The following is a 26,384-nucleotide window of genomic DNA, read 5'->3' as shown; positions in this document are numbered from 1 at the left end:
GGCCTCGCGTCGGGTCACCGCGCCAGCGCCTGCAGCTGGGCCAGGGTGTCGGCCTCGCTGGCGGGTTTGTCATGCCGCCAGCGCAGGATGCGCGGGAAGCGTACGGCGATGCCGGACTTGTGCCGCTTGCTGCGGTTCACCGCTTCGAAGCCAAGTTCGAACACCTGCTCGCCACGCACGCTGCGCACCGGCCCGAAGCGCTCGATCGTGTTCGCGCGGATCCAGCGGTCCAGCGCCAGGATTTCCTTGTCGTCCAGGCCCGAGTACGCCTTGGCCACCGGCACCAGCGTTTCGCCGTCCCACACCCCGAAGGTGTAATCGGTGTAGAGCGTGCTGCGCCGGCCGTGGCCGGACTGCGCGTAGATCATCACCGCATCGATGGTCAGCGGGGCGATCTTCCATTTCCACCAGTCGCCGCGTCGGCGCCCGGCCTGGTAGACAGAGTCGCCGCGTTTGAGCATCAGCCCTTCCACACCGCGCTCGCGGGCCAGATCGCGCTGCGTGGCCGCCGCGCTCCAATCCGCCACGCGGACCGCCGGCGACAGCATCAGGCGGGGGTCGTCCAGCGCGGCAAGCACCTCGGCCAAGCGCGCACGCCGTTGCGAGAGCGGCAAGGCGCGCAGGTCGTCACCGTCCAGTTCGAGCAGATCGTAGGCGAGCACGCGCACCGGCGTATCGCGCAGCGTCTTGGGGCCAGGCTTGAGGCGCTGGATGCGCGTCTGCAGCGCGGTGAAGGGCAGCGGCAGATCATCGCCGTCGGCCCAGGCCAGCAGTTCGCCATCGATCACGCAGCCATCGGGCAGCGCCATCGCCGCCGCTTCAATCTCCGGGAAGCGCCCATCCAGACGTTCTTCGCCGCGCGACCACAGCGCGACTTCGCCCTGGCGGCGCAGCACCTGCAGGCGGATGCCATCCCATTTCCATTCCAGCAGCCAGTCCTCGATCGGCCCGAGCGTGTCGACCTCCGCCTCCAGCGGTGAGGCCAGGAAGAACGGGTAGGGCTGCTGGCGATCTTCCGGCCGCTCTTCCGGTGACAGCAGCGCCGCCAGCAGCCCGGGCGTGGGCACCCAGCTGCCGAGCATGCGCTGGGCGATGCGCGCGATATCAAGGCCCGACCATTCGGCCAGTGCCTGCTGCACCAGCCGCTGCGATACCCCCACGCGCAGCGCGCCGGTCAGCAGCTTGTTGAACACCAGCCGCTCGTCGAAGGCAAGGTGTTGCCAGGCCTGCGTGACCGCGGCGTGGCGCACCGGCTCGGGTTGATTGGCGACCGGCAGCAGCTTCTGCTCGATCCAGTCGGCGAGCGCGATATCCGCCCCGGCCTGCACCGGGTCGTCCATCAGCAGGGTGAGGGTCTCGGCCAGATCGCCCACCTGGTCATAGCTGTCGTCCACCAGCCACGCCGGTGTGTCGGACATCTCGGCGACCCACGCGCGCAGTTCGGCGTTGCCGGCGATCTTCTGCCGCGCACTGGTGACCTTGCCGCCGGCCAGCAGGAACAGGGCCCATGCCGCGTCGTGCGGTGGCACCTGCTGGAAGTAGCGCACCAGCGCGGCGCGCTTGTCGCCGGTCGCGGTGCTGCGGTCGAGTTCGCTGTAAAGCGCGGCGAAGCGTTTCATTCTTCGTCCCCGTAGCCGGTAGCGAACGCTTCGGCGGCGACACCCCGCTCGCGCAGGAACCGGATCAGCGCATCGGTATTGCCGTGGGTGGCGATCACGCGTCGCGCGCCGGTTTCGGCGATGGTGCGCAGCAGGTCGGGCCAGTCGGCGTGATCGGAGACCACAAAGCCGCGATCGTAGTTGCGCCGGCGGCGGTTGCCACGCACCCGCATCCAGCCGGAGGCGAAGCCCAGCTGCGCACGCTTGAAGCGGCGCATCCACGCGCTTCCGGCGGCCGAGGGCGGGGCAAGAATCAGCTTGCCGGCGAACTCGGCACCGCGCGCCTGCTCGCTGACCGGCTCGGTGGCCAGCATCGCAATGCCGGCCTCGCGGTAGACCGCCACGCCGGTGGCGATCGCGCCATGCAGCAGCGCAGGCTGGTCATCCAGTGGCAGCAGTTCGGCCAGGATCCGCTGCGCCTTGCCGAGCGCGTAGCAGAGCAGTACGGCCGCCTCGCCACGTGCTTCGCATTCGCGCCGCCAGGCCACGATGTCGGCGGCGACCTGCGCGGTGTCCGGCCAGCGGTAGACCGGCAGGCCGAAGGTCGCTTCGGTGATGAAGGTGTCGCAGGGCACCACCTCGAACGGGTCGCAGCTCGGATCGGGCTGGCGCTTGTAGTCGCCCGAGGCCACCCATACCCGTCCCGCGTGCGCGATCCGCACCTGGGCCGAGCCCAGCACATGCCCGGCCGAATGCAGCGAGACCTCGGTGTTGCCCAAGGGGAAGCGCTCGCCGTACGCGTGCGCGGTGCAGTCCACATCGCCCAGGCGCCAGCGCAGGATCGGCAGGGTCTGCGTGGTGCAGTGGTAATGGCCCATGCCGTTGCGCGCGTGATCGCCATGGCCGTGCGTGATCACCGCACGCGGCACCGGCCGCCACGGGTCGATGTGGAAATCACCGGCCGGGCAGTACAGCCCCTCGGGCCGGAGCACCACCAGGTCTTCGTTGTCGGCATCGGTGTTCATGTCTGCACTGTGCCGCCGCGCTCGTGCAGGAGGTGAGAATCCGCATGAACGGCGGCCTGCAGGGAGATGCGGCAGAATCGGTGCATCTGTCTGCAAGGAGGTCGCCGTGATGACGTCTGCATTGCCCGCGTTCGAAACGCATCAGGTGAGCAACCAGCCGCCACCGTTCGGAGGGCGCAATCTGTGGGCCGACGACGTCGCGCTGGCCGAGGCAGTACAGCGCGAAGGCGGCGCCGCGTTCGCGGGCCAGTTGGCCAGCTATGGCGGTCTCGCCGGCGATGAGCTCTATCGGATCGGCTTCGATGCCAACCGCGATCGCCCGCGTCTGCGCACCCACGATGCACAGGGCCATCGCATCGATACCGTCGAGTTCCATCCGGCATACCACCAGCTGATGACGGCGGCGAAAACGCATGGCGTGGCCGGGCTGTCCTGGCACGATGGTCGCCCCGGCGCGCATGTGGCACGCGCGGCGTTGAGCTATCTGCACCACCAGGCCGAGGCGGGCACCAGTTGCCCGTTGACGATGACCCACGCTGCGGTCGCCGTGTTGCGCCAGGATCCGTCGCTCGCCGCCTGGGCGGACAAGGCGGCAGCGCCTCACTACGACCCGCGTGACGTACCCATTGCCGACAAGGCCGGGATCACCCTGGGCATGGGCATGACCGAGAAGCAGGGCGGCTCGGACGTACGCAGCAACACCACGCGGGCCGAGCCCCAGGCCGATGGCAGCTATGCGTTGGTGGGCCATAAGTGGTTCTTCTCCGCGCCGATGTCCGATGGCTTCCTGGTGCTGGCGCAGGCGCCGGGCGGCCTGAGCTGTTTCCTCATGCCGCGGCGCCTGGCCGATGGCCACCGCAACGCGTTCCGTCTGATGCGCTTGAAAGACAAGCTTGGCGACTGGTCCAACGCCTCCAGCGAGGTGGAGCTGTGCGGGGCCTGGGCGCAGCGGGTGGGCGAGGAAGGGCGCGGGGTGGCGACCATCATCGGCATGGTCATGATGACGCGGCTGGACTGCATGCTCGGTGCCGCCGCCGAGATGCGCATGGCCCTGGCGCAGGCGCTGCATCACACCCGGCATCGCAGCAGCTTCGGCAAGCAGCTGAGCGAGCACCCGCTGATGGCCAACGTACTGGCGGATCTGGCGATCGAATCCGAAGCGGCCACGGTGTTTGCCCTGCGCGTGGCGCGGGCGGTGGATCAGGCCGGGACGGACCCGCAGCAGGCCGCATTCGCACGCATCACGACGGCGGTGGGCAAGTACTGGGTGTGCAAGCGCGCGGCCGTGTTCGTCAATGAAGCGCAGGAGTGCCTCGGCGGTGCCGGCTATGTGGAGGAGTCGATGCTGCCGCGGCTGTATCGTCAAGCGCCGTTGAATTCGATCTGGGAAGGCAGCGGCAACATCCAGTGCCTGGATGTGCTGCGTGCGCTGTCGCGCGAACCACAGGTGCTGCAGGCGCTGGACGCCGAGCTGGATGCGGTGGCCGGTGTGGATGCGATCTATGACGCGGCACTGCGGGCGTTACGCATGCAGCGCGCGGCAACGCCACAGGAAGCTCAGGCCCGCCGTATCACCGAACGCCTGGCGCTGGTCTTGCAGGCCGCGGTCCTGCTGGGCGCGCAGAGCCCGAACGCATCGGCCTTCGTCCGCTCGCGGCTGGGTGCCGAGCATGGGATGGCCTTCGGGACGTTGCCGGCCGACGTGGATTTCGCGGCCGTGCTGAGCCGCGCTCTGCCGTGAACGCGCCCCAATGAAAACGCCCCCTCCGGAGAGGGGGCGTTGGTCACACCCGAAGACGGCGTGAGGGAGCCGATTCAGCGCTTGGCTTCGTTGGCGTTCTTCTTGGCGTCGTCGGCAACGTCGCGTGCCTTGTCGGCGACTTTCTGCGCGGCGTCGGCGGTTGAATCGCTGGCATGGGCGGCCGCATCCTTGGCGGCAACCTTGGCTTCGCCAGCGGCCTCGGAGGTCGCTGCGGCTGCGCGGTCGAGCGCCTGCTGGGTGTCGGCGGCGGCGCGCTCGGAGGCGGCAGCGGCATCGTCGGCGGCAGTGCGGGTGGCGGCAGCGGCCTTGTCCACGGCTTCGCGCGCGGCGGCATTGGTGCTGTCGGCAGCCTGGGCGGCATCACGGCGGGCCTGTTCGGCCTCCGGGCCCTTGCACGCGGCCAGGCCGAGCAGCAGGGAAGCAGCCAGCAGGGAGGTGGTCAGCGGACGGATCTTCATGTGGCGCTCCAGAACGGCGATGGATGGGAGGCCAGCCTATTCATGCGTCTGTGAAGAACCGGTGCGTGGCAGGATCTGCACAACACGCGCCCAAAGAAAAAGCCGCTGGCGAACCAGCGGCTTCTTCAGACGTGCTTGAAGAAAGAAGTTATTACTTCTTGGCTTCTTCAGCAGCGTCCTTGGCCTTCTCGGCGGTGCCTTCGGCAGCCTTGGCAGCGTCAGCAGCCTGGTCGGCAGCAGCGTCGGTGGCAGCGCCGGCAGCCTGGGCAGCGGCATCAGCCGAAGCGTCAGCAGCGGTGGTGGCGGTGTCAGCAGCAGCCTGGGCAGCGTCAGCAGCCGGGGCGCCAGCAGCAGCGGCCTGGTCAGCAGCGGCCTGGGCGTCAGCGGCAGCTTCGTTGGCCGAAGCGGCGGCGTCAGCAGCCTGCTCCTGCTTCGAGCAGGCGGTCAGAGCCAGGCCCAGGGCCATCGCGATCAGCAGCTTGTTGATGCTCATTGTTGTGAATCCTCGTCGTTAGATTAGGCAACGCGCTATTGCGCGCCCGGCAACATGATGACAAGCCACGATTGGCTGTCAAGCGATCGCGCATTCAGTTTTGAGAAATGCGCGTTAAATCAAATCAAATCAATTCGATAGCGATGGCCGTGGCTTCGCCGCCGCCAATGCACAGGGTAGCAATTCCGCGCTTGGCGTCACGCTTGCGCAATGCGTTCACCAGCGTGACCACCAGCCGTGCACCGGACGCACCGATGGGATGACCCAATGCGCAGGCGCCGCCATTGACATTGACCTTGTCGTGCGGAATGCCCAGTTCGCGGATCGGCGCCATCGCGACCACGGCGAAGGCTTCGTTGATCTCGAACAGGTCCACCTGGTCCAGCGTCCAGCCGGTCTTTTCCAGCAGCTTCTGGATCGCACCGATGGGGGCGGTGGTGAACCATTCCGGCGCCTGGGAGTGGGTCGCATGGCCGACGATGCGGGCCAGCGGCTGCAGGCCGCGGGCGGCGGCATCTTCTTCGGACAGCAGCACCACGGCGGCAGCGCCGTCGGAGATGCTCGACGAACTGGCGGCGGTGACGGTGCCGTCCTTCTTGAACGCCGGGCGCAGGGTCGGGATCTTGGCGATGTCCGAGCGGCTCGGCTGCTCGTCCTGTGCGTATTCCACCTCACCCTTGCGCGTGCTGACCTTCACCGGGACGATCTCACCGTCGAAAGCGCCGTTGGCCTGGGCGGCCTGCGCACGGCGCACCGATTCGATGGCGAAGGCATCCTGGTCCTCGCGGCTGACCTGGTACTTCTCCACCGTGCACTCGGCGAACTCGCCCATGGCTTTGCCGTCATAGGCATTGACCAGGCCGTCGTGGGCCATGTGGTCGATCACCTGGAAGTTGCCGAAGCGGTTGCCGGTGCGCGAGTTGGGGATCATGTGCGGGGCGTTGGACATCGACTCCATGCCGCCGGCGACCACGATGCTGGCCGAGCCGGCCTTGATCAGGTCATGCCCCAGCATGATGGCCTTCATGCCCGAGCCGCACACCTTGTTGAGGGTGGTGGCGCCGGTGGAGACCGGAATCCCGGCGGCGATCGCGGCCTGGCGGGCCGGCGCCTGGCCGAGGTTGGCCGGCAGCACGCAGCCCATGATCACTTCGGAAACGTCCGCAGCCGGTACTCCGGACTGCTCCAGGGCCGCGGCGATCACGGTGGACCCCAGGGTCGGGGACGGCACGCCGTTGAACTGGCCCAGGAAGGAGCCGATGGCGGTGCGCTTGGCGGCGGCGATGACGATGTTGGACATGTGCAATCTCTTTGGTGCGTGAGCGAAGAGCGGAATGGGAACGCGGGCGTTGGAAGCCGACGCATTTCCCGGCAGACTGCGTGGGGGTCGGTCCAGTATAGAGGGTCGGCATTGACTGCCGGTGTCTGCCCGGGGGCAGGCAGGTGGGGAAGGTCCATTCACAAGGGGAGCAGGGATGAAGCAGGTTGTGATCGGCAGGTCGGCCTTGGCCGCGGCGTTGGCGTTGGCACTCAGTGCCTGCGGAGGCGGGGGCAGCAATGTCCGCGGGGATCTGGAGCCGTCGCCTCCCCCGACCACCCCGCCGTCGCCGCCCCCCACCACGCCCCCGACGCCACCGCCGACCACGGCACCGCCGGCACAGCCGGCCTTCGATGCGCACCTGAGCATCATCCAGGCCGGCCCCGCGCAGGCGGCCGGCTGGACCGGCGCCGGCGTGCGCATCGGCGTAGTCGATTCAGGCGTCAACCGCAGCCATCCGGCGCTCAACGGGCGCGTCGTGGCCAGTTACACCTACGTCGATCCGCGGGTGAACAACCCCAACGTGGATGATGTGGTCGGGCATGGCACTGTGGTGTCCCAGTTGGCGGCCGGTCGCCGGGTGGGAAGCTGGCCAGGCGGTGTGGCGACGGATGCGCAGATCGTGTCGGCACGGATCATCGCCGACAAAAGCCCGGTCGATGATGGGTCCGGCAGCGGCAACCAGGTCAGCGGTGCGCTGGGCCTGGCGCCCGTGCACCAGGATCTGATCAATGCCGGCGTCAAGATCATGAACAACTCGTGGGGCGGCCTGTACTGGACCAATCCGGCCGCCACCTCGCCGATTGCCCAGGAGTACCGTCCTTTCATCATCGGCAATGGCGGCCTGGTGGTGTTCGCGACCGGCAACGAGAGCAAGGCCAATCCCTCCAGCATGGCGGCCCTGCCCAGCCAGCCGGGCACCGGCGGCAGCCTGCCGGCAGCGGATCTGGAGCGCGGGTGGCTCAGCGTGACCGCGGTCGATACCGCCGACCCGAGCAAGCTGGCCTCCTACGCCAACGCGTGCGGCGTGGCAGCACGCTATTGCCTTGCGGCCCCGGGCACCGCGGCGTACGTCGATCCGGCCAACACCGGCGGCACGCCCACGTACTACTACGGCTCGGGCACGTCCTATGCAGCGCCGCTGGTCTCCGGCGCGGCCGCGCTGGTGTGGCAGAAGTACCCGTACTTCACCAACGACCTGGTGCGTCAGACCCTGCTCGGCACGGCGACCGATCTCGGCGCGGGTGGCGTGGACAGCACCTTCGGCTATGGCCTGCTCAACATCGCCAAGGCGATCAACGGACCGGCCAGGCTGGACTGGGGCGATACGACGGTCAATGTCAGCACGCCGGGGCTGAATTCGGTATGGAGCAACGACATCAGCGGCAGTGGCGGACTGACCAAGCAGGGTACGGGTGCGTTGACCCTGGCCGGCGCCAATACCTACACCGGTGACACGTTCATCGAGCGCGGCACCCTTGCGTTGCGCGGCGGTGCGTCGCTGCGTTCCAACGTGCTCATCGTGCCGCAGGCAGGTGATCCCAACGCCGCGGCGCTGCAGTTCATGAACGGCACCACGCGGGTGGGCGGCAACGTGGACAACGGCGCCAGCGTGATGCTGCGCAGCGACAATATCGATGCTGTCATCGAAGGCAACTACATCCAGCGTGCCGGCGCGCAACTGGTCGTCGCACTGGGGGCCAACCCGCTCATGGTGAACGGCACCGCCACGCTGGCCGGCACGGTGCGCGTGGACAGCATCATCAGTGGCTACGTGCCCCAGGACGGACGCACGCAGCCGCTGCTGCATGCCGATGGTGGGGTGACCGGCACCTTCGCCAGCGTCACCAATGGGCTGGCACCCGGCAGCCTGCTCCAGGCCAGCCTGCTGCACGCCAACAACGACGTCACCATGGTCATCGACCGCATCAGCGTGACCAGCGCCAGCCTCCAGGCCGGCCTGGGCGGCACGGCGCTGGCCTCGGCAGCGCGGGTCGAATCCGCGTTTGAAGTGCTGGATCGCAGCGGCGCGGCACTGGATGGGTTTGCCGACGCGGCCGGGAAGCTGCAGCAGGTGGATGGCGCCAGCGCCTTGCAGGCCAGCCTGGACAGCCTCTCCGGCAAGGCCCACGCCCTGGCCACGGCAGCGACCTTCGACAGCATCGACATGAACCGTCGTGCGCTGTCGGCACGGGTCGGTGATGTGCAGGCCGCGCCACGCCTGCGCGGTGCCTGGCAGAGCACGCTGGGCGAGGCGGGCCAGGGCAGCTTCGCCGGCAACGGGGTGGCGACCCGGGGCTGGATGATGGGCCAGGACATGGCGCTGGGCAGCCACGGCATGCTCGGTTTCGCGTTCGGCGAAACGCGCAGCTACGGCAGCCGGGAGTGGGGCAGTGACCGCGGCCGCGATCGTCAATCGCAGGCGCAGGTCTATGCGGGCTGGGGGACCGGCCGTGCGTATGCGATGGGCCAGATCGGCGCCGGCCAGTTCACCCGTGAGATCGATCGCCAGTTGCTGCTCGGTGCCGGGCAGTACGGCGTCAATGCGCGCTATGGCGGCAGCTTCAGCGCGGCCAGCGTGGAGTCGGGCTACCGTTTCGGCAATGCCACTGCCTCGCTGACGCCTTACCTGGGCGCCGAGTACGCCCGGGTGGACAGCGATGGTTTCAGTGAAACAGGCGGCATGGGCTTCGGGCTGCGCGCGCGCGATGCCGTGAGTACGCGCAGCCAGGCGTTGGCCGGCCTGCGCGCCGAGCGGCGCTGGGGCGGCTGGTCGCTGCGCGGCTATGCCGAATGGCAGCAGCATTTGTCCAGCGACGGCCTTTCGCTGGAGGCCAGCTTCGTCGGCGTCGAGGCCTGGGCGCCGGTAGCAGGGTTGCAGCCGGCCCGCTCGGGCGGGTTGTTCGGGCTCTCGCTGGAGTCGTGGTTGAGCCGCAACAGCCGACTGGCGTTCGGGTACGACCAGCGCTTTGGGCCGCGCGGCGATCTGCGTCAGGTGCAGGTGCGCTATTCGGCTGGGTTCTAAACGCGGGCCTGGCCGCGACGCAAAAAAAAAAGAGGGCGCGATCGATGATCGCGCCCTCTTCGTTTGTCAGCGCAACGGCTCAGTTGCCGCGCAGGCTGCCCCGGCGCGGCGTGCTCCGGCCCAGCGGCATCTTCAGCTTGCCGATCGACAGGATGCGCGATTCGGCGATCTGGTCGGCGGCGCGCTGCGGGGCGATGCCCTCGCTCTGCGACAGCGCGAAGATGCGGCCGAGGTTGTGGTAGATGCTGCGGATCAGGCGCATCGCGCGCTCACGGTTGTAGCCGTCGATCTCCAGCGAGACGTTCATGACGCCCCCGGCGTTGACCGCGTAATCCGGTGCGTAGAGGATGCCGCGCGCGTGCAGCTCGTCGCCGACCTCCAGGCTGGAAAGCTGGTTGTTGGCGGTACCACAGACGATCTTGCACTTTAGGCGCGGCAGGGTATCCGGATTGATCGCGCCTTCCAGCGCGCAGGGCGCGAAGATGTCGGCGTTGACGTCGTAGATGTCTTCCGGCTTGACCGCCTCCGCACCGTATTCGGTGACAGCGCGGTCCACGCGCGTGCTGTCCAGGTCGCTGACGTACAGCTTGGCGCCACGATCGCGCAGCAGCTTCACCAGTTCCATGCCGATATGGCCCAGGCCCTGCACCGCGATGCTGGCCTTGCCCACTTCCTCATGGCCCAGCTTGTGCTGCATCGACGCCATCAGCGCCTGCAGCGCGCCATACGCGGTGAACGGTGCCGGGTCGCCGGAGCCGCCGTGCACCTGGTGTACGCCGGTGACGTACTCGCTCTCCAGGTAGATGTTTTCCATGTCGTTGACATCGGTGCCGACGTCCTCGGCGGTGATGTAGCGGCCACCCAGCGAATCGACATAACGGCCGAAAGCGCGGAACAGCACTTCAGTCTTGTCGCGCTTGGGGTCACCGATGATCACCGCCTTGCCACCACCCACGTTGAGGCCGGCCAGGGCGTTCTTGTAGGTCATGGTGCGGCTCAGGCGCAGCGCATCGGCCAGGGCCTCGTCGGTGCTGGCGTAGGGACGCATGCGCACACCGCCCAGGGCCGGGCCGAGGGTGGTGTTGTGGATGGCGATGATCGCCCTCAGACCGGCGTCGCGGCTGTGGCAGAACACCACTTGTTCGTGACCGGTGGTTTCGAGGGTTTCAAATAACATGGTGGCTCCGATGGTGCGAACGGTGGCGAACAGCGGCGAACGCGCCAGCAAAAGGTGGGTTGTAAAACAAAAAAAGCGACGTCGTCGGGTCTCGGACGGGTCGCGCGGCGCCATTCTAGTGCATTCCGAAGGACGGTGTTGTCAGGGGTCCTGCGCACCACGGCCATTAAAGTTGCTGAAGCGCAGGCCGATGCCGTGGCAACGGTGTGGATGGCCGGTCATCGCAGGAAGGATCACGTGGGCGCAGTCGCAACAAGGCAAGTGCGGGACCCGGCGCGTCCAGGGCCATGGGCATGAACGGCGCGATGGTCGTCGGCGCCGCTGTGCTGGCGCTGCTTGGCATGGCCGCTGTGCTCGGTCACCGGCGGCGTGCCGTGGTGGCCCGGGCGATGGCGCGTGGCGCCGCCACGCACGGGCGGGCCGCGGCGTTGCCGGTCGCCCCGGTAGCGCCGGGTACCGATCCGGTGGGGGTGCTGCAGGCCGGGCTGCATACGCTGGCACTGGTGCCGCGCAGTGGCGATGCCGCCGACGCGGCGGCCCCGCGCACCGTTGAACTGCGTGATGCCGTCACCGCGTCGCTGCTGGCGCGGGACTGGTCGGCCAAACACCTGCCCCGCCGTCCGCAGCTGCTGCCGCAGCTGATCCAGACCGTCAACGACAGCGACGCCTCGGCGCGCGCAATGGCCGCGATCATCAGCCAGGACCCGGTGTTGACCGGCAATCTGCTGCGCATCGCCAACAGCCCGGTCTACCGGGTGCAGGCGCGCCCGGTGGAGACCCTGCAGCGCGCGGTCACCCTGGTCGGTACCGATGGCATCCGCCAGATCATCAGCGCGGTGCTGGTGCAGCCGGTGATGCAACTGCAGTGCGATGCCTTTCCGCAGTTCAGCGCGGTGATCTGGGAGCATGCGCTGCTGGCCTCGCGCGCTGCCGCCGACCACGCACGCACCGTGACCCATGAAGATGGCTTCGCCGCGCAGTGGCTGGGCCTGACCCAGGGCCTGGGCGCGGCGCTGGTGATGCGCCATCTGCTCGATGCCTGCACGCAACAGGCGCTCGCCGCCCCGCCGCGTGCGCTGGCGGCCGATCTTCTCGACAGTTGGACCCTGCCGGTGGCCAGCCGCATCGCCGCGGCATGGGAGCTGCCCAAGGCCGTGCACGATGCCTTGATCCGCCAGAGTGGTAGTGGATTGGCGGCCAGCCTGCGCTTTGCGCGTGCGGCGGCGGCGGCCAGCCTGCTGTGCCGCCATGGCCAGATCGGTCAGGTCCAGGCGCTGGCGTTGCTGGAGCAACTGGACGACACGCCGCCGCATGCACTGCAGTGGATCTGGCGGCGCGTGCACGGGCGGCCCGTGGAAACGCTGGAGGGCGAAGAGGCCGAGCTGGACGTGGCCCAGGCCGGCTGAGCTAGAGCTGCGACTCCAGCGGCAGCCAGCTGATCGCGCGTGCGCTGGCCCGCAGCCAGAACCCGGTGTCCGGTTCGGTAGACAGCCAGTGCGGCGGCTGCGCATCCCGCTCCAGCCAACGCACGTCGCCGTCCGGTCCCAGGGCCACCCAGTAGCTCTGGCGTGGGCTGGCCAGGCGCAGGTATTCCCCGCGCAGCTGCGCGGCCAGGACCGGATCGTTGAACAGCACGCCCATCTCGGTGTTCAGATACGCCGAGCGAGGGTCCAGATTGAACGAGCCGACGAAGCCGCGCTGGTCGTCGATCATGAAGGCCTTGGTATGCAGGCTGGCGCCACTGCTGCCGAACAGGCCGCCGCCATCGACGTTGCCGCGCGATTTGAGCTCGTACAGCTGCACGCCACTGCGCAGCAACGGTGCCCGGTAGTGCATGTAACCGCTGTGCACGGCGGCCACGTCATTGGCGGCCAGGGAGTTGGTGATCACCCCGACCTGCGCGCCACGCGCCACCATCGCGCCCAGCCCCTCGGTGCCCTCCTCGCCGGGCACGAAGTAGGGCGAGATCAGCAAGGCTTTGTGCTGCGTGCTCTGCAGCTCCTGCACCAGGCGCGTCACCAGCCAGCCGGCCTGATCGTCGCGGCGGTGCTTCATCGGCGGGTCCGAGGCGATCGCCACGTGGTTTGACCAGTGCAGATCCAGCGCATCGCGGTAATACGATTTCTCCGCCTGCGAACGCGCCACGCGTTCCAGGTAGGGCTTGGCACTGTCCAGGCGCGCTTCGTGCTCGCTTTCGCGGATCAGCAGGCGCAGCTGCGGTTCGGTGTAGAACGCCAGCGCACGGATCGGCACGGCGGTATCGCTGTTCCAGTACTCGTCGAAGATCGTGTTGGCCTGCTGCACCGCTTCGCCGGCCACCAGCAGGTCCAGGTCGCGGAAGTTCACATCCGGGCGTGCGCTGAAGTATTCCTCGCCGATGTTGCGGCCACCGACGATCGCCACGCGCCCATCGGCGATCCATGACTTGTTGTGCATCCGGTGGTTGACGCTGAAAACGCGTTGCACCATCTCGACCAGGCGCCAGAGCCCGCTGCGGTTGCGGAACGGGTTGTACAGGCGGATCTCGATGTTGGGGTGCGCATCGAGCGCCATCATCAGCGCGTCCTTGTCCTGCGCGTTCATGTCATCGAGCAGGATGCGTACCCGCACGCCGCGCTCGGCGGCGCGGTACAACTCGTTGGCCATGAGATGGCCGATGAGGTCGTCGTGCCAGATGTAGTACTGCAGGTCCAGGCTGCGCCCGGCGTGCTGGGTGATCACCGCGCGTGCGGCGTATGCGTCCAGCCCGTCGGACAGGAAGGCCACACCGGTCTGGCCGGGGTGCTCGGCCTGCAGGCGGACCAGCTCGCGATCGATCGGGGTCTGGTCGGCCTGCGTGGGCAGCACCGTCGAACGCTCGCCCACGGCCTGCGGGGTGAGGTGATCGGCCAGCAGCAGGCCGCTGAGGACCAGCAGGATCAGCAGGGCGACAACGATCCCCAGCCAGCGCAGCAGCCGGCGCCAGAACGGTTTTTTTTCGGTCATGCCCCGATCGTAAGCGGCCGGGGCGTGCAGGGCGAGTGCTGGCGCGGTTTAGAAACGCTCGTCCGGCGCCAGGTAACGCCACTGGCCCGGGACCAGCTTGCCCATCGCGACGCGGCCGATGCGCAGGCGGCGGATGCTGATGACCTCCAGCCCGACCTGGGCGCACATGTCGCGCAGCTGGCCCGGATGCACCGGCTTGATCGCAAAGCGCAGGCGGGTTTCGTTCTGCCAGCTCACCTTGCACGGTGGCAACGGCCAGCTGCGGAAGCTCAGGCCGTGCGCGAGGCGCTTCATGCCGTAGGGCGCCAGCTCGCCACTGACTTCCACCAGGTATTCCTGCTCCAGCGTTGCGCCGCGATCCTTCAGGTGCGAGATCACGCGCCCGTCCTGGCTGACCACCACCAGGCCGCTCTCGTCATCGGACAGCGGCATCACCAGTTGCAGGGCGTGGAAATGCCGCTGCAGCAGGGTCACACCGGTGGCATCGAGTTCACTGCGGCTTTCCGGGGTCACCAGGGCGCACAGTTCGTCCGAGCGCATGCCGGCCGGCTTGTGCAGCAGCATGCTCACGGTCTCGGTGCGGGTCGCCTCGGCGTTCTCGCGCAGCACGATGTCCTCGTCGGTGACCATCGTCTGCGGCTGTTCGACCACCTGGCCGTTGACGGTCACCCAGCCGCCCTCGATGTAGCGCTGGGCGTCGCCACGGGAGCAGCCGATCAGGCTGGTCAGGCGTTTGTCGAGTCGGATCGGGTCGGTCATGGGGCAGGCAACATAAAACGGGAAGCGGGCGGGGAGTGTACTGGCTGGGGCCCGGCGCTGCGCGATGAGGGTCGCTGCGGCTCAGGCCGGCGTGCGTTCCAGGTGGGTCAGGTACAGACGCAGATCGAACTCCAGCTGGTGGTAGTCCGCTTCCATGTGGGTACACAGCTGGTAGAAGGCCTTGTTGTGGTCCGATTCCTTCAGGTGGGCCAGCTCGTGCACCACGATCATCTTCAGGAACGGTGCCGGCGCCTCGCGGAACACCGTGGCGATGCGGATCTCGCGGCTGGCCTTGAGCCGGCTGCCCTGCACACGCGAGACCGTGGTGTGGGTGCCCAGCGCGTGCTTGAGGACCTGCAGCCTGCTGTCGTAGATCACCTTGGACAGCGGCGCGGACTGGCGCAGGTAGCGCTCTTTCAGGCCCTGGGTGTAGTCGTACAGCTGGCGGTCGTTGCGGACGGTATGCAGTTCGGCATAGCGGCGCTCCAGCCACGGCCCCAGCCGATCGCCCGCGATCAGCTCGCGCACCTGCTGCTGCAGGGCGTCGGGATAGCCGGCGAGGTACTTCAGGGCGGTCATGCGGGCGGTTGGGGCGGGGCGGGCAGACCAGTATGATGGCCCCCGGAATCCCGCAACAACAGATGCTAGGCGTATGGCGAAGGCAAATCCCCTGCAGGAGCAGCTGCTCAAGGCTGGGCTGGTCAAGAAATCCCAGGTCTCCCAGGCCGCCCGTGAACAGGTGAAAGCCCGTCACGGCAAGGCTCCGGCCGCGCCCAGCGAAAGCCAGCGCGAGGCCGAGCGCCTGCGCGCGGAAAAGGCCGAGCGCGATCGTGCGCTGGAAGCCGAGCGCAAGGCCAAGGCCCACGCCCAGGAGCTGCAGGCCCAGGTCCGCCAGATCGTCGAGGCGCACAAGGTCAAGCGTGAAGGCGAGAGCGAGTACCGCTTCAACGACGGCACCGTGATCCGCACCCTGCTGGTCAACAACGTGCTGCGCCGCCAGCTGGCCTCGGGCAGCCTGGTGATCGTGCGCCATGGCGACGGTTTCGAACTGCTGCCGCGGGCTGCGGCCGAGAAGGTCCGCGAGCGCGATGCCAGTGTGATCGTGCTCGACAACGCCCAGCCCGGCAGCGAACCGAGCACCGGCAACGCCGAGGACGATGCGTACTACGCCCAGTTCCAGGTGCCGGACGACCTGGTCTGGTAAGCCACGTCTGAAGCGTTCACCCGGCGCCGCGGGCGTTCAGCCCTACGTTGGCTGGGCGCGGTGGACGGGGTCTATGCTGGTGGCCTGACACCGGCATGGGAGACACATCATGGCGACAGGTTGGGCTGGCGACGGTGCCGTCCAGGATCAGATCGACGCCACCGTCGATGAAGCCATCCAGCGGGCACGCGCGCAGCTGCGCGACGGCCCCGGTTTGACCCACTGCGAGCACTGCGACGCGCCCATTCCCGAGGCGCGGCGGAAGGCCGTACCCGGCGTACGCCTGTGCGTGCGCTGCCAGGAAGAAGAGGACGCCGCCCAGCAGGAGGGCAGCGGCTACAACCGCCGCGGCAGCAAGGACAGCCAGCTGCGCTAGGTATCGATCCCGCAGCGGGCATTGCCTGGCCGACGGCGGCGGGACTCAGCCGTCCCCTTGAATCCCGCCCGGCGCCTGCGAAGGATCGCGCCAACGGCGCACGGTGCGTTGGAAGAACATGTTGTTGGGCATCTGCAGCACCGTGCCTTCATGCCCGCTGCCGGTTTCCTGCAATGTGGTGTAGATCAGGTTGATGTCGATCACGCGGCCCTTGAGTCCAGGCTTCTCACCGTTCTCCAGCAGCTCGATGTAATCGTGCAGGCGGAACGGCCGCGTGGTGAAGATCAGCAGCGTGCAGAAGATGTTGGACAGCACGCTCCACGCCGCGAAGAACGCCACCGCGCCGACCGCGGCGAACCCGGTGAAAGCGGTCCAAAGTACCGTTGCCGAGACGCCCACGATGTTGAGCACGATCAGCAGCACGGTGAAATACACCACGAAGGTGAACACCCGACGTGCGCCCATGATCATTTCCGGCGGGAGTGTGTAGTGCTCACCGACGCGGCGGATGAGCCGCCGGGCAACCAGCCGCAGCAGCCAGGCCACCAGCAGGGTCACCAGAATCTGCAGGGCAGGGACCCCGTAGTGCAGCCATTCGTGGGTCCAGGCGGGCAGATGGTCTTTCATGGGGGAGGAATTCCTTTGCAGCGTTAGTGCCGATCCCGCCATGGTAATGCCGATGCGCCTCACCGCATCGTGGTGCCGGCTTACTCCGGCTTCCTGCCGTACACATCGAACACAGCGATCATCGCCGAGGCACACAGCGGCGCGTTCTGCGCGTACTGCACACAGACATCGGGTGCTTCAGACCTCAACGTGACCTGGATCTGCAGCGGGCTCCACGGCAGCGTGCAGCCGGTGGCCAGCGAGAGCAGCAGGGCCAGGCAACTGGAAGACATGGGAATACTCCTTGGCGGGGGCCGGTAGTGACATGGGATTGGATGCAGCGCCGGCCAGGAAGGTTTAAAGACCGCAGAAATAATCCGCCTTGCCGCACGCGTGCCACACGCGAGTCCCGTAGCGGCCGGTAGGCCCCTGGGCAAAATCAAGGAGGAGGTCGTCGCCTTAAGGCGGCGGCCGGGGGACATTTGCCGAGGGGCCTGCCGGTTGCTACGGGGCCCTCACGCTCGCAGCAGCCCCAAGCGGAGGCACCTGAAAAGAAAGTCAGAACGGGCTTAAACCTTTTCCATGCCCCCCGCATCCAACGGATATGCTCGACACGACCATGCCCGCCTCCAGCGCCACGACCCAGGCCGACGCCGCCGATGACCACGCCCTCGTGCGTGCCGCGGCGGCCGGCGACGTGACCGCGTACGAACGCATCTACCGACGGCATTCGCCGCGTGTATACGCCGTGCTGTGGCGGCTGTGCGGCGGCCACGCGGCTCGCGCCGAGGATGCCCTGCAGGAGGCCTTCCTGCAGGCATGGCGCGCCCTGCCGGGCTTCCGTTTCGAAAGCAGCCTGGGCACCTGGCTGCACCGCCTGGGCGTGAATGCAGCGCTGATGGAACTGCGCGCCAACGCCACCGGCGATGCGCGCGATGCCGGTGAGGAGGGCTGGGAGTCGCTGGCCATGCTGCCCGCCCAGGACCGCTGCGCCGGCACCTCGATGGACCTGGAGCGCGCGTTGGAAACACTGCCGCCACGGGCCCGCGCGGTCCTGGTCCTGCATGACATCGAAGGGTGGAAACACCAGGAAATCGCCGACCAGCTGCAGATGGCCGTCGGCAGTTCCAAAGCACAGCTGCACCGTGCGCGCGGCCTGCTGCGTGCACGCCTAGGAGAAACCGCATGACCCCCCATGATTCCGATCACGACGAACTGTCCGCTCACGACGAGCTGAGTGCACGCCTGCGCGCCCTGCCAACCGAGCGCGTCCCGCCGGCACGGGTGTGGCAGGGCATTGCCGCGCAGCTGCCAGGCCAGGCCCAGGCCCAGGCCCCGGCCCCGGCCCCGGCGGTTGCGGTGGCAACGCTGCCGACACGCCGCCGGCGGCAACGCTGGCCGCTGCGCATCGGGCTCGGCCTGGCCGCCGCGCTGGCGCTGCTGATGGTGGTGCCGACGCCGGTCCCGCACACGCCGGCACCATCGCTGCTGCAGCGCCAGGCCGATGCGATGGCCGGTGAATACCAGCAGGCCATTGCAGCTCTGCCCAGTGCCGATCTCACCGATGAGTGGCGCCCGGCCCTGCATGAACTCGACGCCAGCGCGGACAACATCCGTGCGGCCATCGCTGAAAATCCCCGCTCGCGCTATCTGCTCGGGCAACTGCAGCGTACCTACGCGCTGCGGCTGGAACTCACCCAGCAGGCGGTGCTGTCCGCCGGCCTGCCCACTTGAAGGAGAACCCCATGCGCATTCCTCTGTCCCTGATCGCCGCCCTGGCCCTGTGCCTGCCGCTGGTTGCCCAGGCCGCCACCAACGTCAATGAGCGCCACCCACTGGGGGCCGGCGGCCGCGTGGAGATCAGCAACATCGCCGGCAAAGTGACCGTGCGCGGCTGGGACCGCAGCGACGTGGCGCTGACCGGTTCGATGGCCGATGGGCTCACCCTCAAGCAGGACAAGAGCAGCAACCGGGTGCGCTGGGAAGTGGAGTACCCGCGTGGCCGCAGCAACGGCGGGGCGACCCTGGAGCTGCGCGTGCCGCGTTCGGTGGAAGTGCAGCTGGGCACCATCAGCGCCGACATCGACGTCGCCGACATCGACGTGCGCCGCCTGCAGGCCAACAGTGTCAGCGGCAGCATCACCGCGGCCGGGCGCAGTGGCGAGACCACGTTGAACACGGTCAGTGGTGGCATCCGCTCGCAGCTGCAGACCGCACGCCTGGATGCGCGCACGGTCAGTGGCCAGTTGCTGGCCGGCGGTGGGGCGTCAGGGGAAGTGGCGGCCGAATCGGTTTCCGGCCGGGTCAACGTCAATGCCGGGCGGATCCAGCGGCTGGCGGTGGAAACCGTCTCGGGCAGCCTGGACGTGAGCGCGACCGGCATGGCGCCGGGCGGCAAGGTGACGATGCAGACGGTCAGCGGTTCGGTCGCGCTGAAGCTGCCGGCCACTGTCTCGGCGCAGTTGAACGTCAAGACGTTCAGCGGTGGCATCCAGTCCGACGCCGGGCAGGTGGAAAAGCCGCGTTATGGCCCGGGCAGCAGCCTGGATGCGCGTCTGGGGTCGGGCGATGGGGATATTTCGATCAACTCCCATTCCGGGAGCGTGCGGGTCAGCCTGGGCCGCTGAGTGCGGCCACCGCACCGGCCAATGCCGGTGCGGTCGGCAGCAACGTCAGCCGGCTTTCTTCAGCGCCAGGGTATTGCCCAGCACTTCGATCTTGCCGCCACCTTTACGGAAGGCAGCCAGATCCGCAGCGATGCTCTGGCTGCTGACGGCGGAGTTGGACCCTTGCTTGCGGTCGACGCGAACGGTGTTGCTTGCCTTGGGGGAGGTCTTTGGCGTACGAGCCATGGATGCTCCTGCTATGGATGAAGCGTGGAAGAAAACGTCGACAGATCATGCTGTTGTCGACGGTAGTCCTGCCGCACGAGGCGGCAATCATCGCCGCCCATGTCGAACTGACGGCAGATCGCGGGTCGCTGCGAGTAGATCGTGCAGCGCAGGTGATACGGGTCGATCGCAGCGCACCAGCCTTCTTCGTTGCGTGCCATCACCGTGCCGCCACGCGCATCGGTGTCCAGCAGGTAACCGGGCACGTTGTCGTCAGGCATGACGGTGACGGTGAGCCGACAGCACACCGCGTCGCAACGACGGCAATCGATGGGGTCGGGCTCGGACGATGTAAGAAGTGCAGCCAGGCGTTCGCCCAATCTGAGTGTCTCTTGGCGGCTCGGGGTGCAGCAGGCTGTGAACGAGCCGGATCACAGCGATGAGCGATCCCGGCACCGCGGACAGGTCCGGACGGTGGCAGCATCGAAGAGGACGGTGGCCTGGGAGGCCCGGAAGATGGTGCTTGTTGCGTCAAGCGCATTGCGCTTTGAAGCCGAAAGATGATAGCGCTTTCGGCGTAACGTTTTGTTAATAAGGCCGTTCACGCCTCTTCAGGCCTTGCGGGGCAAGGCCTGGCGCTGCCGGTGGATCAGTTGGCGGCGGCCAATGCCAGCCCGTGCACCACACCGAAGGACGGATTCCCGCGGACCAGGGTCGAGCTCGGGAAGGCGTTGGCCACGGCCTGCTGCAGGTAGCCGGCGCGCGACATGCCGCCGGTCAGGAACACCGCCGCCGGGTCGTGGCCGATGTCGCTGCGCACCTGCTCCAGCAGGGCGGTCAGCTCGCCCAGATACCCGCCGGCGGCGGTCTCCAGCCGCGAGGCATCGATCTGCATCTGCAGGCCGCGCTCGATGAAGTCCAGCGCGCTCTCGTGGCTGGCCACGCTGCTGAGGGCGATCTTGCAGCGCTCGACTTCACGATACAGGCGCGCGGTATTGCCGGTGTCCTGCAGGGCGGTCAGGCGCGGGCCGAACGGCGCGTCCACATCACGGTAGGTGTGCTGGCGGAAATCACGCTGGCGGGTCATGTCCTGCACCATCGCCGCTTCCACATAGTGGTGCGCCGGCACGCGGGTGATGCCGCGGCCGAACAACGGCATGTAGCCGCCCAGACTCAGCGCCAGATCGATATCGGTACCGCCACGGGCGATACCCCAGGCGCGGTGGATGGTCGGGGCCTGGCCGCCGCCCACGCGCGCATGGGCGACATCGGTGGTACCACCGCCGATATCCACCACCACCGCGTCATGCTCCTGCGGGCTCTCGGCGTGGTAATGCATCGCGGCGGCCGCCGGCTCTTCGAGGAAATCGATGCTGTCGAAGCCGGCTGCGATCGCCGCACCGTGCAGGATCTCCAGCGCCTGCGCGTTGCCGGCCTCGCCGATCGAGCTGCGGAACTGGACCGGGCGGCCCAGCGTGGCGGTGCGGATCGGCGTGTCCAGCTGGCGCGAGGCGGTCAGGCGGATGTGCTCGAGGATGTGCGTGGCGATGCCGGCGATGGTCTGGCGCGCACGGGGGTGCAGGTTGTAGCCGAGCATCGACTTGGGGCTCTGCACCAGGTTGCCTTCGTTCTCTTCGAAGTAGGCCTCCAGCGCGTCATCGCCGTAGACCGCGTTCTGCAGCAGGGTGGTGGAGCTGAGCGGGGCGCGCATCTGCTCTTCCATCCACTGCCGGCGCACCACGCGCAGGGCCTCGCGGCGCAGTGCATCGGGGGTACGCTCCTGGCCGGCGGCGCGGGCATCGCGCGCGGCCGCGTCGACCAGCCGGGCCAGATCGTGTTCCAGCGCCGGGGTCAGTTCGAAGTCGTTCGGGTCGCGCATCACCTCGGGGAAATACACCGTGGTGCGGAACTGTTCGGCCTGGCCGAACTGGATCGGCACGACCTTGCCGTCGATCACCACGGCGGCGGCGGAGTTGCTGGTGCCAAAGTCGATGCCGAGTTTCATGCGGGGGCCGGGCCGGTGGTCAGGGGGCGCGCACTTTGCGGCAACGGGACCGCCGACGCAAGGGCAGCCGGTAACGGGCGGTTACACTAACGGCCGTTTCGTAACCGAAGAGCTGTCGATGTCCGCCATTCCCGCCTGCCCGCAGTGCACCCTGGAAAACACCTATGCCGATGGCGCGCTGTTCATCTGCGCGGATTGCGGCCACGAGTGGGCGGCCGGTGACGGTGGCGGCGAGGCCCTGGTGGTACGCGACAGCAACGGCAACGTGCTGGCCGCCGGCGACACCGTGACCGTGATCAAGGACCTGAAGGTGAAGGGCTCCTCGATCCCGCTCAAGCAGGGCACCGTGATCCGCAATATCCGCCTGGTCGAGGACGATGCCGAGCACATCGAAGGCAACTCGGAAAAGATCAAGGGCCTGGTCCTGAAGACCTGCTTCCTCAAGAAGGCCTGAGCCGGCTCAGTTGGCGTTGGTGCCGCGCTGGCGCCAGCGCTGCAGGCTGTCCAGCTTGGCCTGGTAGCGGGATCTGAGGGCGTCGCCGTTTTCGCCGGCCAGATCCCGTGCGCGCTGCATTTCGATCGAGGCCCGGCGCGCATCGCCGGCCAGGAAGTAACTCCGGGCCAGCGCGAAGTGGAAGGGATGGGCGGTCTCGTAGAGGCGGACGGCCCGGCGGTAGAAACGCACCGCCGCGGCGTAGTCCCGGCGCTGCTCGGCCTGGGCGCCGAACATGTACTGGGCGAAGGGATCGTCGCGCTGTACGCGCGCCAGCCGGCTGGCCAGCAGGCCGGCCTGCCGGGTGTCGCCCGTGCGCCGGTACAGCGTGCTGGCATTGCTCAGGCTGGCGCCATGCCGCGGTTGCAGGCGCAGGGCGGTTCCATAGTCCCTGCGGGCCTGGTCCAGCCTGCCCATGCGCGCATCCAGAACGCCCAGGTTGTTCCAGGCGGCCACGAAGTCCGGCGCCATGCCCAGCGCGGCGCGGAAGTAGGCGCGCGCGCCCCCGGTATCGCCGGCGGCCATGCGGTCGGCCCCGCGGTTGTTGTAGAAATGCGCCAGCGTGCGTTGCCGGTTGATGCGCTGCGGGCCGAGGCGGTCATACAGCACGCTGTGGTCCAGATCGACCGTGCCGCTGCGCCCGTCCAGCACGATGCCCGCGTTGACGTGGCCCACGCTGTAGATCACCCCGGAGGCCTGGTACCAGCTCACCACCTGCGCCACTTCCTGGACATGCGCATCGATGCCGGCGAGGTTGGCCAGGGTGACGAACAGCAGGGTGAACGAGAGGCAGTTGGCGCGCCGCGTCTGCCACGTTTCACCGATCGTATGGGTCGCGTCGGGGTCGTAGGCCAGGTGCAGCCCGTGTTCGTCGAAGATCATCTCGACCAGCCGCTGCAGGCGGCGCTCGCGCGCGTAGCCCGGATCGATGACCCGTTCGTGCAGCAGGGCGAGCAGCGGGGCGGGCACCTCAAGGATCTGCGCCGGCGTGGGCAGTGCGGTGGCGCTTGGCTCAGCTGCGGCCGGCGGCGCCGTGTCGGCCGCCCAGACCGGCGTGGCGGCCACGGCCATCCACGCGATCAGGAAGAGTCTGCATGCGGTCATCGCCGTCACCTCGCGAGGCGTTGGGGTCCGTCCACGCCAGTCTAGGCGGGTCGTCGGGCGCCGGCATGCCGTTCATCGGCCGATCGCGCCATCCACAGGGGATGTGGATCAGCGGTCGACAAACATGTGGATAACCGGACGCACCCACTGCGCGGCAACGGTTCTGTGAAGGTGGTCAAAAAAGCACCGCCCGGCTTGCCAGCGTCGCTGCGACGGCCAATCATGCGTGCATGCACGTCGAACCGATTCCGCTGCCCGCCGGGCAGCTTGCCGCGCTGGAAACCGCCTACGCCCTGCCGCCGCGGGCGTATCACAACTGGTCGCACGTCCAGGCCGTCCTGCAGCACTGCCGCACGGTTGCCGAGGCCGGTCCGGGCTGGGTCCGGCCGCGTGAGGTGCACCTGGCCGCGCTCTATCACGACGCCATCTACGACGCGGGCCGGGGCGACAACGAAGCGCGCTCGGCCGACATGGCACGCCAGGCCATCGCACGGTGGCTGCCGGAGGCCGGGATCGATGCGACGCGGGTGGTCGAGCTGATCGAACTGACCGCCCGCCACAGCAAGCTCGCGCCCGGCGACGTCGACCCGGAGGCGGCGCTGTTCCTGGATTGCGACATGGCCATTCTGGGGGCGCCGGCGGCGGTGTTCGATGCGTACGACCGCGGCATCGCCGAGGAGTACGCCGGGCACGTGCCGGGCTTCCTGTTCCGGCTCAACCGCCGGCGCTTTCTCAAGCAGGTGCTGGCGCAACCGCGGATCTTCCTGAGCGACTTCTTCCACCAGCGGCTGGATGCGGCCGCGCGCGACAATCTGCGCCGGCGGGTTGAGCGCTGAACCACGCCCGCTACACTGTGCGCGCTGTTTTCCCTACGTGTGTGGCCATGTCCGTGTCCGTTCCAGATCCCGATCCGCGTCCGCAGCCGCCGGAAGAGCCCGGCCCCAACGAGTGCTGCGGCAGCGGCTGCCCGCTGTGCGTGCTGGATCTGTACAGCGATGAGCTGCAGCGCTACCGCGCCGCGCTGGCCGCCTGGAAGGAGCGTCACCCCGAGTCCACCGACTGACCCCAGGAGCTGGAGATGTCGCGTCCCCTGCCATGCCCTTCCCGCTGGCCCGCGCAGCATCACGGACGTGCCGCCCTGACCACGCTGATGGCCCTGGGGCTGTTCATCGCTACCGCGCTGTGGACGCAATGGGCACGCGATGACCTGGACTGGGTGCAGGCCACCCTGAGCCTGTACCTGCATGGCCCGTGGGGGCTGGCATTGCGCACCGCTTACTGCCTGCTGGCGCTGGCGATCATGCTGCTGGCCGTCTCCCTGCATGCCAACAATCGCTCGCCGCGACGCAGTGCAGCGGCCCCCCTGCTGTTCTGGGTAGCCGCGCTGGGCCTGATGGGCGTGGCGATCGGCGACAGCTGGCTGCCCGAGCGCGCGCCGCTGCTGGCACCGCTGGTGCACGGGCTGTCGGCCAATACCGCGTTCCTGTGCGTGAGTGTGGCGATGCTGCTGCAGAGCTGGTATCTACGTGCCGATCCGCGCTGGCGCGGCTGGGCCGGGCCGGCCTGGTGGTGGGCCTGGCTGTGCTTCGTGCTGCTGTGGCTGCACGTGCTGTGGCGCGGCCCGCCGCGCGGCGCCGGGCAGAAGCTGGTGATCGCCGTGGTGCTCGTGTGGCTGGTCTCGGTGGCCTGGCAGCTGTGGCGGCAGGCGCGCCGCGACGCGCGCTGAGCGTCCGGCCACGGTCTGTACATGCCCTTGGCGGAGCAGGGGCGTATCGTTGGCACACTAGTCATGGGATGCGCGACGATGCGGCGAGCCGGTTGGGGGATGATGCTGGGTGTGGTGCTGGCGGGGATGTCCGGACAGGCGCTGGCCGCGCCGCCGCCGCAGCTCAGTCACGGTCGTTTCGAGAACGTGCCGGTGTACCTCCCGGACGGTCACCCGCAGCGGGTGGTGGTGTGGTTCGACGGCACTGCCAGCCACCCCGACAGCCAGCAGCGTATCGATGCGCTGCGTGCCGAAGGCGCGCTGGTTGCCCAGGTCGATGTCGCGCATCTGCGCCAGGTGCTGGCCCGCGAGAAGAGCGGTGATTGCGCGTTCGGTGCCGGCGATGTGGAGAATTTCTCGCGCTGGTTCCAGGCCTATCTGCACGTGCCGGGCTACCACCTGCCGCTGATCGGCGGCGATGGCGAGGGCGCGGCGCTGGCGTACGCGGTGGCCGCAGAGGCCGATACCCAGGTATTCGCTGGACTGCTTACCACCGGCTTCTGCCCGTCGGGCGTGCGCGAGCGCAAGGTCTGCGGCGCCGGCAGCAGCCACGGCCGCCTGCAGCCGGCGGAACTGAATTTTCCGTGGTTGAACGCTGCCGGCGATGTGCATTGCCCGGCCGGCGAGTCGGCCGCATTCGTGCGCAAGGTCGGCATGGGGCGCCAGTTCGAGCGCACCGCGCGGGGCGACGCGTTGCCCGGCCTGCTGGCCGCGGCCAAGGTGATCGGCGCGCAGAAGGGCGTCAGCCTGGCGCCGCCGCCGGATGACCTCAAGGGCCTGCCGGTGGTGGACGTTCCATCGAGCAAGCCGGGCGACACCTTCGCCATCTTCGTCTCCGGCGATGGCGGCTGGGCCGGGCTGGACAAGGAAGTGGCCGCGTCGCTGAGCGAGGCCGGGGTGCCGGTGGTCGGGGTGGATTCGCTGCGTTACTTCTGGACCGCACGCACGCCTGAGGGCTTCGCCCGCGATCTGGAGCGCATCGCCACCCACTACAGCCGCCAGTGGCAGCGCCGCAACGTGGTGCTGGTGGGTTTCTCGCAGGGCGCCGATGTGCTGCCGGCGGCAATCAATCAGCTGTCACCGGCTACCCGGGAATCGGTCTCGATGATCGCGCTGCTCTCGGTGGGCAAGACTGCCGACTATGAGTTCCATGTCAGCAACTGGCTCGGCGGCGGTGGCGATGGCCTGCCGATCGCGCCGGAGGTGGCCAAGCTGCCTGCCGGCAAAACGTTGTGCGTCTTCGGCGAAGACGATGGCGACGCGCTGTGCCCGTCGCTTCCGGCCGGTGGCAATGCGCAGGTCATCAAGCTCCCCGGCGACCATCACTTCAAGGGCGATTACGACCGCCTCGCCGATACCATCGTCCAGCATCTGCCGGCACGCTGAGCGCCTGCGGTCTC

At 68.3% G+C, this 26,384-nt stretch carries 28 protein-coding genes; 13 read left to right on the top strand and 15 right to left on the bottom strand.

Annotation, left to right across the window (positions count from 1 at the left end; genetic code table 11):
• Positions 1–14: 14 nt before the first annotated feature.
• On the bottom strand, positions 15–1,619 hold the full coding sequence (locus tag AC1DIQ_RS02910) for an ATP-dependent DNA ligase (protein ID WP_282261473.1): 1,605 nt from the start codon (positions 1,617–1,619) through the stop codon (positions 15–17).
• Entirely contained in the window at positions 1,616–2,623 is a 1,008-nt protein-coding gene (locus tag AC1DIQ_RS02905) for a ligase-associated DNA damage response exonuclease (protein WP_282261475.1), read from the bottom strand. Before AC1DIQ_RS02905 ends, AC1DIQ_RS02910 begins: the two co-directional genes overlap by 4 nt.
• A gap of 109 nt (positions 2,624–2,732) precedes the next feature.
• Here AC1DIQ_RS02905 and AC1DIQ_RS02900 point away from each other — a divergent pair, with 109 nt between their 5' ends.
• Positions 2,733–4,364, top strand: a complete 1,632-nt coding sequence (locus tag AC1DIQ_RS02900; protein ID WP_282261477.1) for an isovaleryl-CoA dehydrogenase — start codon at positions 2,733–2,735, stop codon at positions 4,362–4,364.
• Positions 4,365–4,438: 74 nt separating this feature from the next.
• Here the strand turns inward: AC1DIQ_RS02900 and AC1DIQ_RS02895 are convergent, their stop codons facing one another.
• From AC1DIQ_RS02895 to AC1DIQ_RS02885, 3 genes are all read right to left on the bottom strand, one after another.
• Positions 4,439–4,843 carry a hypothetical protein gene (locus AC1DIQ_RS02895; protein WP_152154110.1) on the bottom strand — a complete coding sequence of 135 codons (405 nt, stop codon included), beginning with the start codon at positions 4,841–4,843 and terminating at the stop codon, positions 4,439–4,441.
• Positions 4,844–4,994: 151 nt separating this feature from the next.
• Entirely contained in the window at positions 4,995–5,336 is a 342-nt protein-coding gene (locus AC1DIQ_RS02890; protein WP_088434503.1) for a hypothetical protein, read from the bottom strand.
• A gap of 124 nt (positions 5,337–5,460) precedes the next feature.
• Positions 5,461–6,636, bottom strand: coding sequence for a thiolase family protein (locus AC1DIQ_RS02885; RefSeq protein ID WP_121038700.1), 1,176 nt, complete (start codon positions 6,634–6,636; stop codon positions 5,461–5,463).
• 175 nt (positions 6,637–6,811) lie between these two features.
• Between AC1DIQ_RS02885 and AC1DIQ_RS02880 the strand changes: the two genes are divergently transcribed.
• Entirely contained in the window at positions 6,812–9,679 is a 2,868-nt protein-coding gene (locus tag AC1DIQ_RS02880) for a S8 family serine peptidase (protein ID WP_282261483.1), read from the top strand.
• Between the two features lie 79 nt (positions 9,680–9,758).
• Here the strand turns inward: AC1DIQ_RS02880 and AC1DIQ_RS02875 are convergent, their stop codons facing one another.
• A complete protein-coding gene (locus tag AC1DIQ_RS02875) occupies positions 9,759–10,856 on the bottom strand; it encodes a Glu/Leu/Phe/Val dehydrogenase dimerization domain-containing protein (protein ID WP_121041184.1) in 1,098 nt (365 codons plus the stop codon).
• Positions 10,857–11,197: 341 nt separating this feature from the next.
• On the opposite strand from AC1DIQ_RS02875, the gene AC1DIQ_RS02870 reads away from it, so the two are divergent.
• The gene (locus AC1DIQ_RS02870; protein ID WP_478049509.1) at positions 11,198–12,262 is read left to right on the top strand and encodes an HDOD domain-containing protein; all 1,065 of its coding nucleotides are present in this window, start codon (positions 11,198–11,200) and stop codon (positions 12,260–12,262) included.
• Between the two features lies 1 nt (position 12,263).
• Here the strand turns inward: AC1DIQ_RS02870 and AC1DIQ_RS02865 are convergent, their stop codons facing one another.
• From AC1DIQ_RS02865 to AC1DIQ_RS02855, 3 genes are all read right to left on the bottom strand, one after another.
• Entirely contained in the window at positions 12,264–13,841 is a 1,578-nt protein-coding gene (locus tag AC1DIQ_RS02865; RefSeq protein WP_282261491.1) for a phospholipase D family protein, read from the bottom strand.
• A 48-nt stretch (positions 13,842–13,889) separates the two neighbouring features.
• Positions 13,890–14,600, bottom strand: a complete 711-nt coding sequence (locus tag AC1DIQ_RS02860; protein ID WP_121038691.1) for an rRNA pseudouridine synthase — start codon at positions 14,598–14,600, stop codon at positions 13,890–13,892.
• Between the two features lie 81 nt (positions 14,601–14,681).
• Positions 14,682–15,179: a M48 family metallopeptidase gene (locus AC1DIQ_RS02855; RefSeq protein WP_121038688.1), complete on the bottom strand. Its 498-nt coding sequence runs from the start codon at positions 15,177–15,179 to the stop codon at positions 14,682–14,684.
• A gap of 73 nt (positions 15,180–15,252) precedes the next feature.
• On the opposite strand from AC1DIQ_RS02855, the gene AC1DIQ_RS02850 reads away from it, so the two are divergent.
• Together AC1DIQ_RS02850 and AC1DIQ_RS02845 are read left to right on the top strand one after the other, a co-directional pair.
• Positions 15,253–15,804: a DUF2058 domain-containing protein gene (locus AC1DIQ_RS02850; RefSeq protein ID WP_282261495.1), complete on the top strand. Its 552-nt coding sequence runs from the start codon at positions 15,253–15,255 to the stop codon at positions 15,802–15,804.
• A gap of 109 nt (positions 15,805–15,913) precedes the next feature.
• The gene (locus AC1DIQ_RS02845; RefSeq protein ID WP_121038682.1) at positions 15,914–16,180 is read left to right on the top strand and encodes a DksA/TraR family C4-type zinc finger protein; all 267 of its coding nucleotides are present in this window, start codon (positions 15,914–15,916) and stop codon (positions 16,178–16,180) included.
• 45 nt (positions 16,181–16,225) lie between these two features.
• Here AC1DIQ_RS02845 and AC1DIQ_RS02840 read toward each other — a convergent pair whose 3' ends face one another.
• Both AC1DIQ_RS02840 and AC1DIQ_RS02835 read right to left on the bottom strand, forming a co-directional pair.
• Positions 16,226–16,807 carry a mechanosensitive ion channel family protein gene (locus tag AC1DIQ_RS02840; RefSeq protein ID WP_121038679.1) on the bottom strand — a complete coding sequence of 194 codons (582 nt, stop codon included), beginning with the start codon at positions 16,805–16,807 and terminating at the stop codon, positions 16,226–16,228.
• Between the two features lie 80 nt (positions 16,808–16,887).
• Entirely contained in the window at positions 16,888–17,079 is a 192-nt protein-coding gene (locus AC1DIQ_RS02835; RefSeq protein WP_121038676.1) for a hypothetical protein, read from the bottom strand.
• A 311-nt stretch (positions 17,080–17,390) separates the two neighbouring features.
• Here AC1DIQ_RS02835 and AC1DIQ_RS02830 point away from each other — a divergent pair, with 311 nt between their 5' ends.
• Genes AC1DIQ_RS02830 through AC1DIQ_RS02820 form a run of 3 tightly spaced genes read left to right on the top strand, consistent with a single transcriptional unit; the run spans position 17,391 to position 19,413 of the window.
• Complete coding sequence (locus AC1DIQ_RS02830) at positions 17,391–17,975, top strand: RNA polymerase sigma factor (protein ID WP_121038673.1); 585 nt, start codon at positions 17,391–17,393, stop codon at positions 17,973–17,975.
• Positions 17,972–18,520, top strand: coding sequence for a hypothetical protein (locus tag AC1DIQ_RS02825; protein ID WP_152154460.1), 549 nt, complete (start codon positions 17,972–17,974; stop codon positions 18,518–18,520). The genes AC1DIQ_RS02830 and AC1DIQ_RS02825 overlap by 4 nt, the downstream gene beginning before the upstream one ends.
• An 11-nt stretch (positions 18,521–18,531) precedes the next feature.
• Complete coding sequence (locus tag AC1DIQ_RS02820; protein ID WP_121038667.1) at positions 18,532–19,413, top strand: DUF4097 family beta strand repeat-containing protein; 882 nt, start codon at positions 18,532–18,534, stop codon at positions 19,411–19,413.
• A 45-nt stretch (positions 19,414–19,458) separates the two neighbouring features.
• Here the strand turns inward: AC1DIQ_RS02820 and AC1DIQ_RS02815 are convergent, their stop codons facing one another.
• The 3 genes from AC1DIQ_RS02815 to AC1DIQ_RS02805 all read right to left on the bottom strand — a co-directional run bounded on the left by AC1DIQ_RS02815 (position 19,459) and on the right by AC1DIQ_RS02805 (position 21,622).
• Positions 19,459–19,638: a hypothetical protein gene (locus AC1DIQ_RS02815; protein ID WP_019183415.1), complete on the bottom strand. Its 180-nt coding sequence runs from the start codon at positions 19,636–19,638 to the stop codon at positions 19,459–19,461.
• Positions 19,639–19,649: 11 nt separating this feature from the next.
• Positions 19,650–19,949, bottom strand: a complete 300-nt coding sequence (locus tag AC1DIQ_RS02810) for a YkgJ family cysteine cluster protein (protein WP_478049508.1) — start codon at positions 19,947–19,949, stop codon at positions 19,650–19,652.
• 317 nt (positions 19,950–20,266) lie between these two features.
• Positions 20,267–21,622, bottom strand: coding sequence for an Hsp70 family protein (locus AC1DIQ_RS02805; protein WP_478049408.1), 1,356 nt, complete (start codon positions 21,620–21,622; stop codon positions 20,267–20,269).
• A gap of 118 nt (positions 21,623–21,740) precedes the next feature.
• On the opposite strand from AC1DIQ_RS02805, the gene AC1DIQ_RS02800 reads away from it, so the two are divergent.
• Positions 21,741–22,076 (top strand): zinc ribbon domain-containing protein YjdM, encoded by a 336-nt coding sequence (locus tag AC1DIQ_RS02800; RefSeq protein WP_019183411.1) that lies wholly within the window; start codon positions 21,741–21,743, stop codon positions 22,074–22,076.
• Between the two features lie 6 nt (positions 22,077–22,082).
• On the opposite strand, the gene AC1DIQ_RS02795 is transcribed toward AC1DIQ_RS02800, so the two are convergent.
• Positions 22,083–23,219, bottom strand: coding sequence for a tetratricopeptide repeat protein (locus AC1DIQ_RS02795; RefSeq protein WP_152154458.1), 1,137 nt, complete (start codon positions 23,217–23,219; stop codon positions 22,083–22,085).
• A 230-nt stretch (positions 23,220–23,449) separates the two neighbouring features.
• On the opposite strand from AC1DIQ_RS02795, the gene AC1DIQ_RS02790 reads away from it, so the two are divergent.
• From AC1DIQ_RS02790 to AC1DIQ_RS02775, 4 genes are all read left to right on the top strand, one after another.
• Complete coding sequence (locus tag AC1DIQ_RS02790) at positions 23,450–24,055, top strand: HD domain-containing protein (protein WP_121038657.1); 606 nt, start codon at positions 23,450–23,452, stop codon at positions 24,053–24,055.
• Positions 24,056–24,102: 47 nt separating this feature from the next.
• The gene (locus AC1DIQ_RS02785; protein ID WP_121038654.1) at positions 24,103–24,282 is read left to right on the top strand and encodes an oxidoreductase-like domain-containing protein; all 180 of its coding nucleotides are present in this window, start codon (positions 24,103–24,105) and stop codon (positions 24,280–24,282) included.
• Between the two features lie 15 nt (positions 24,283–24,297).
• Positions 24,298–24,945 (top strand): DUF998 domain-containing protein, encoded by a 648-nt coding sequence (locus tag AC1DIQ_RS02780; protein WP_478049407.1) that lies wholly within the window; start codon positions 24,298–24,300, stop codon positions 24,943–24,945.
• A 78-nt stretch (positions 24,946–25,023) separates the two neighbouring features.
• A complete protein-coding gene (locus AC1DIQ_RS02775) occupies positions 25,024–26,370 on the top strand; it encodes a virulence factor family protein (RefSeq protein WP_478049406.1) in 1,347 nt (448 codons plus the stop codon).
• The last annotated feature ends 14 nt before the right edge of the window (positions 26,371–26,384 follow it).

The organism is Stenotrophomonas sp. 05L413 (genome assembly GCF_056397945.1).
This window is presented reverse-complemented; position numbering and strand designations above follow the sequence as displayed.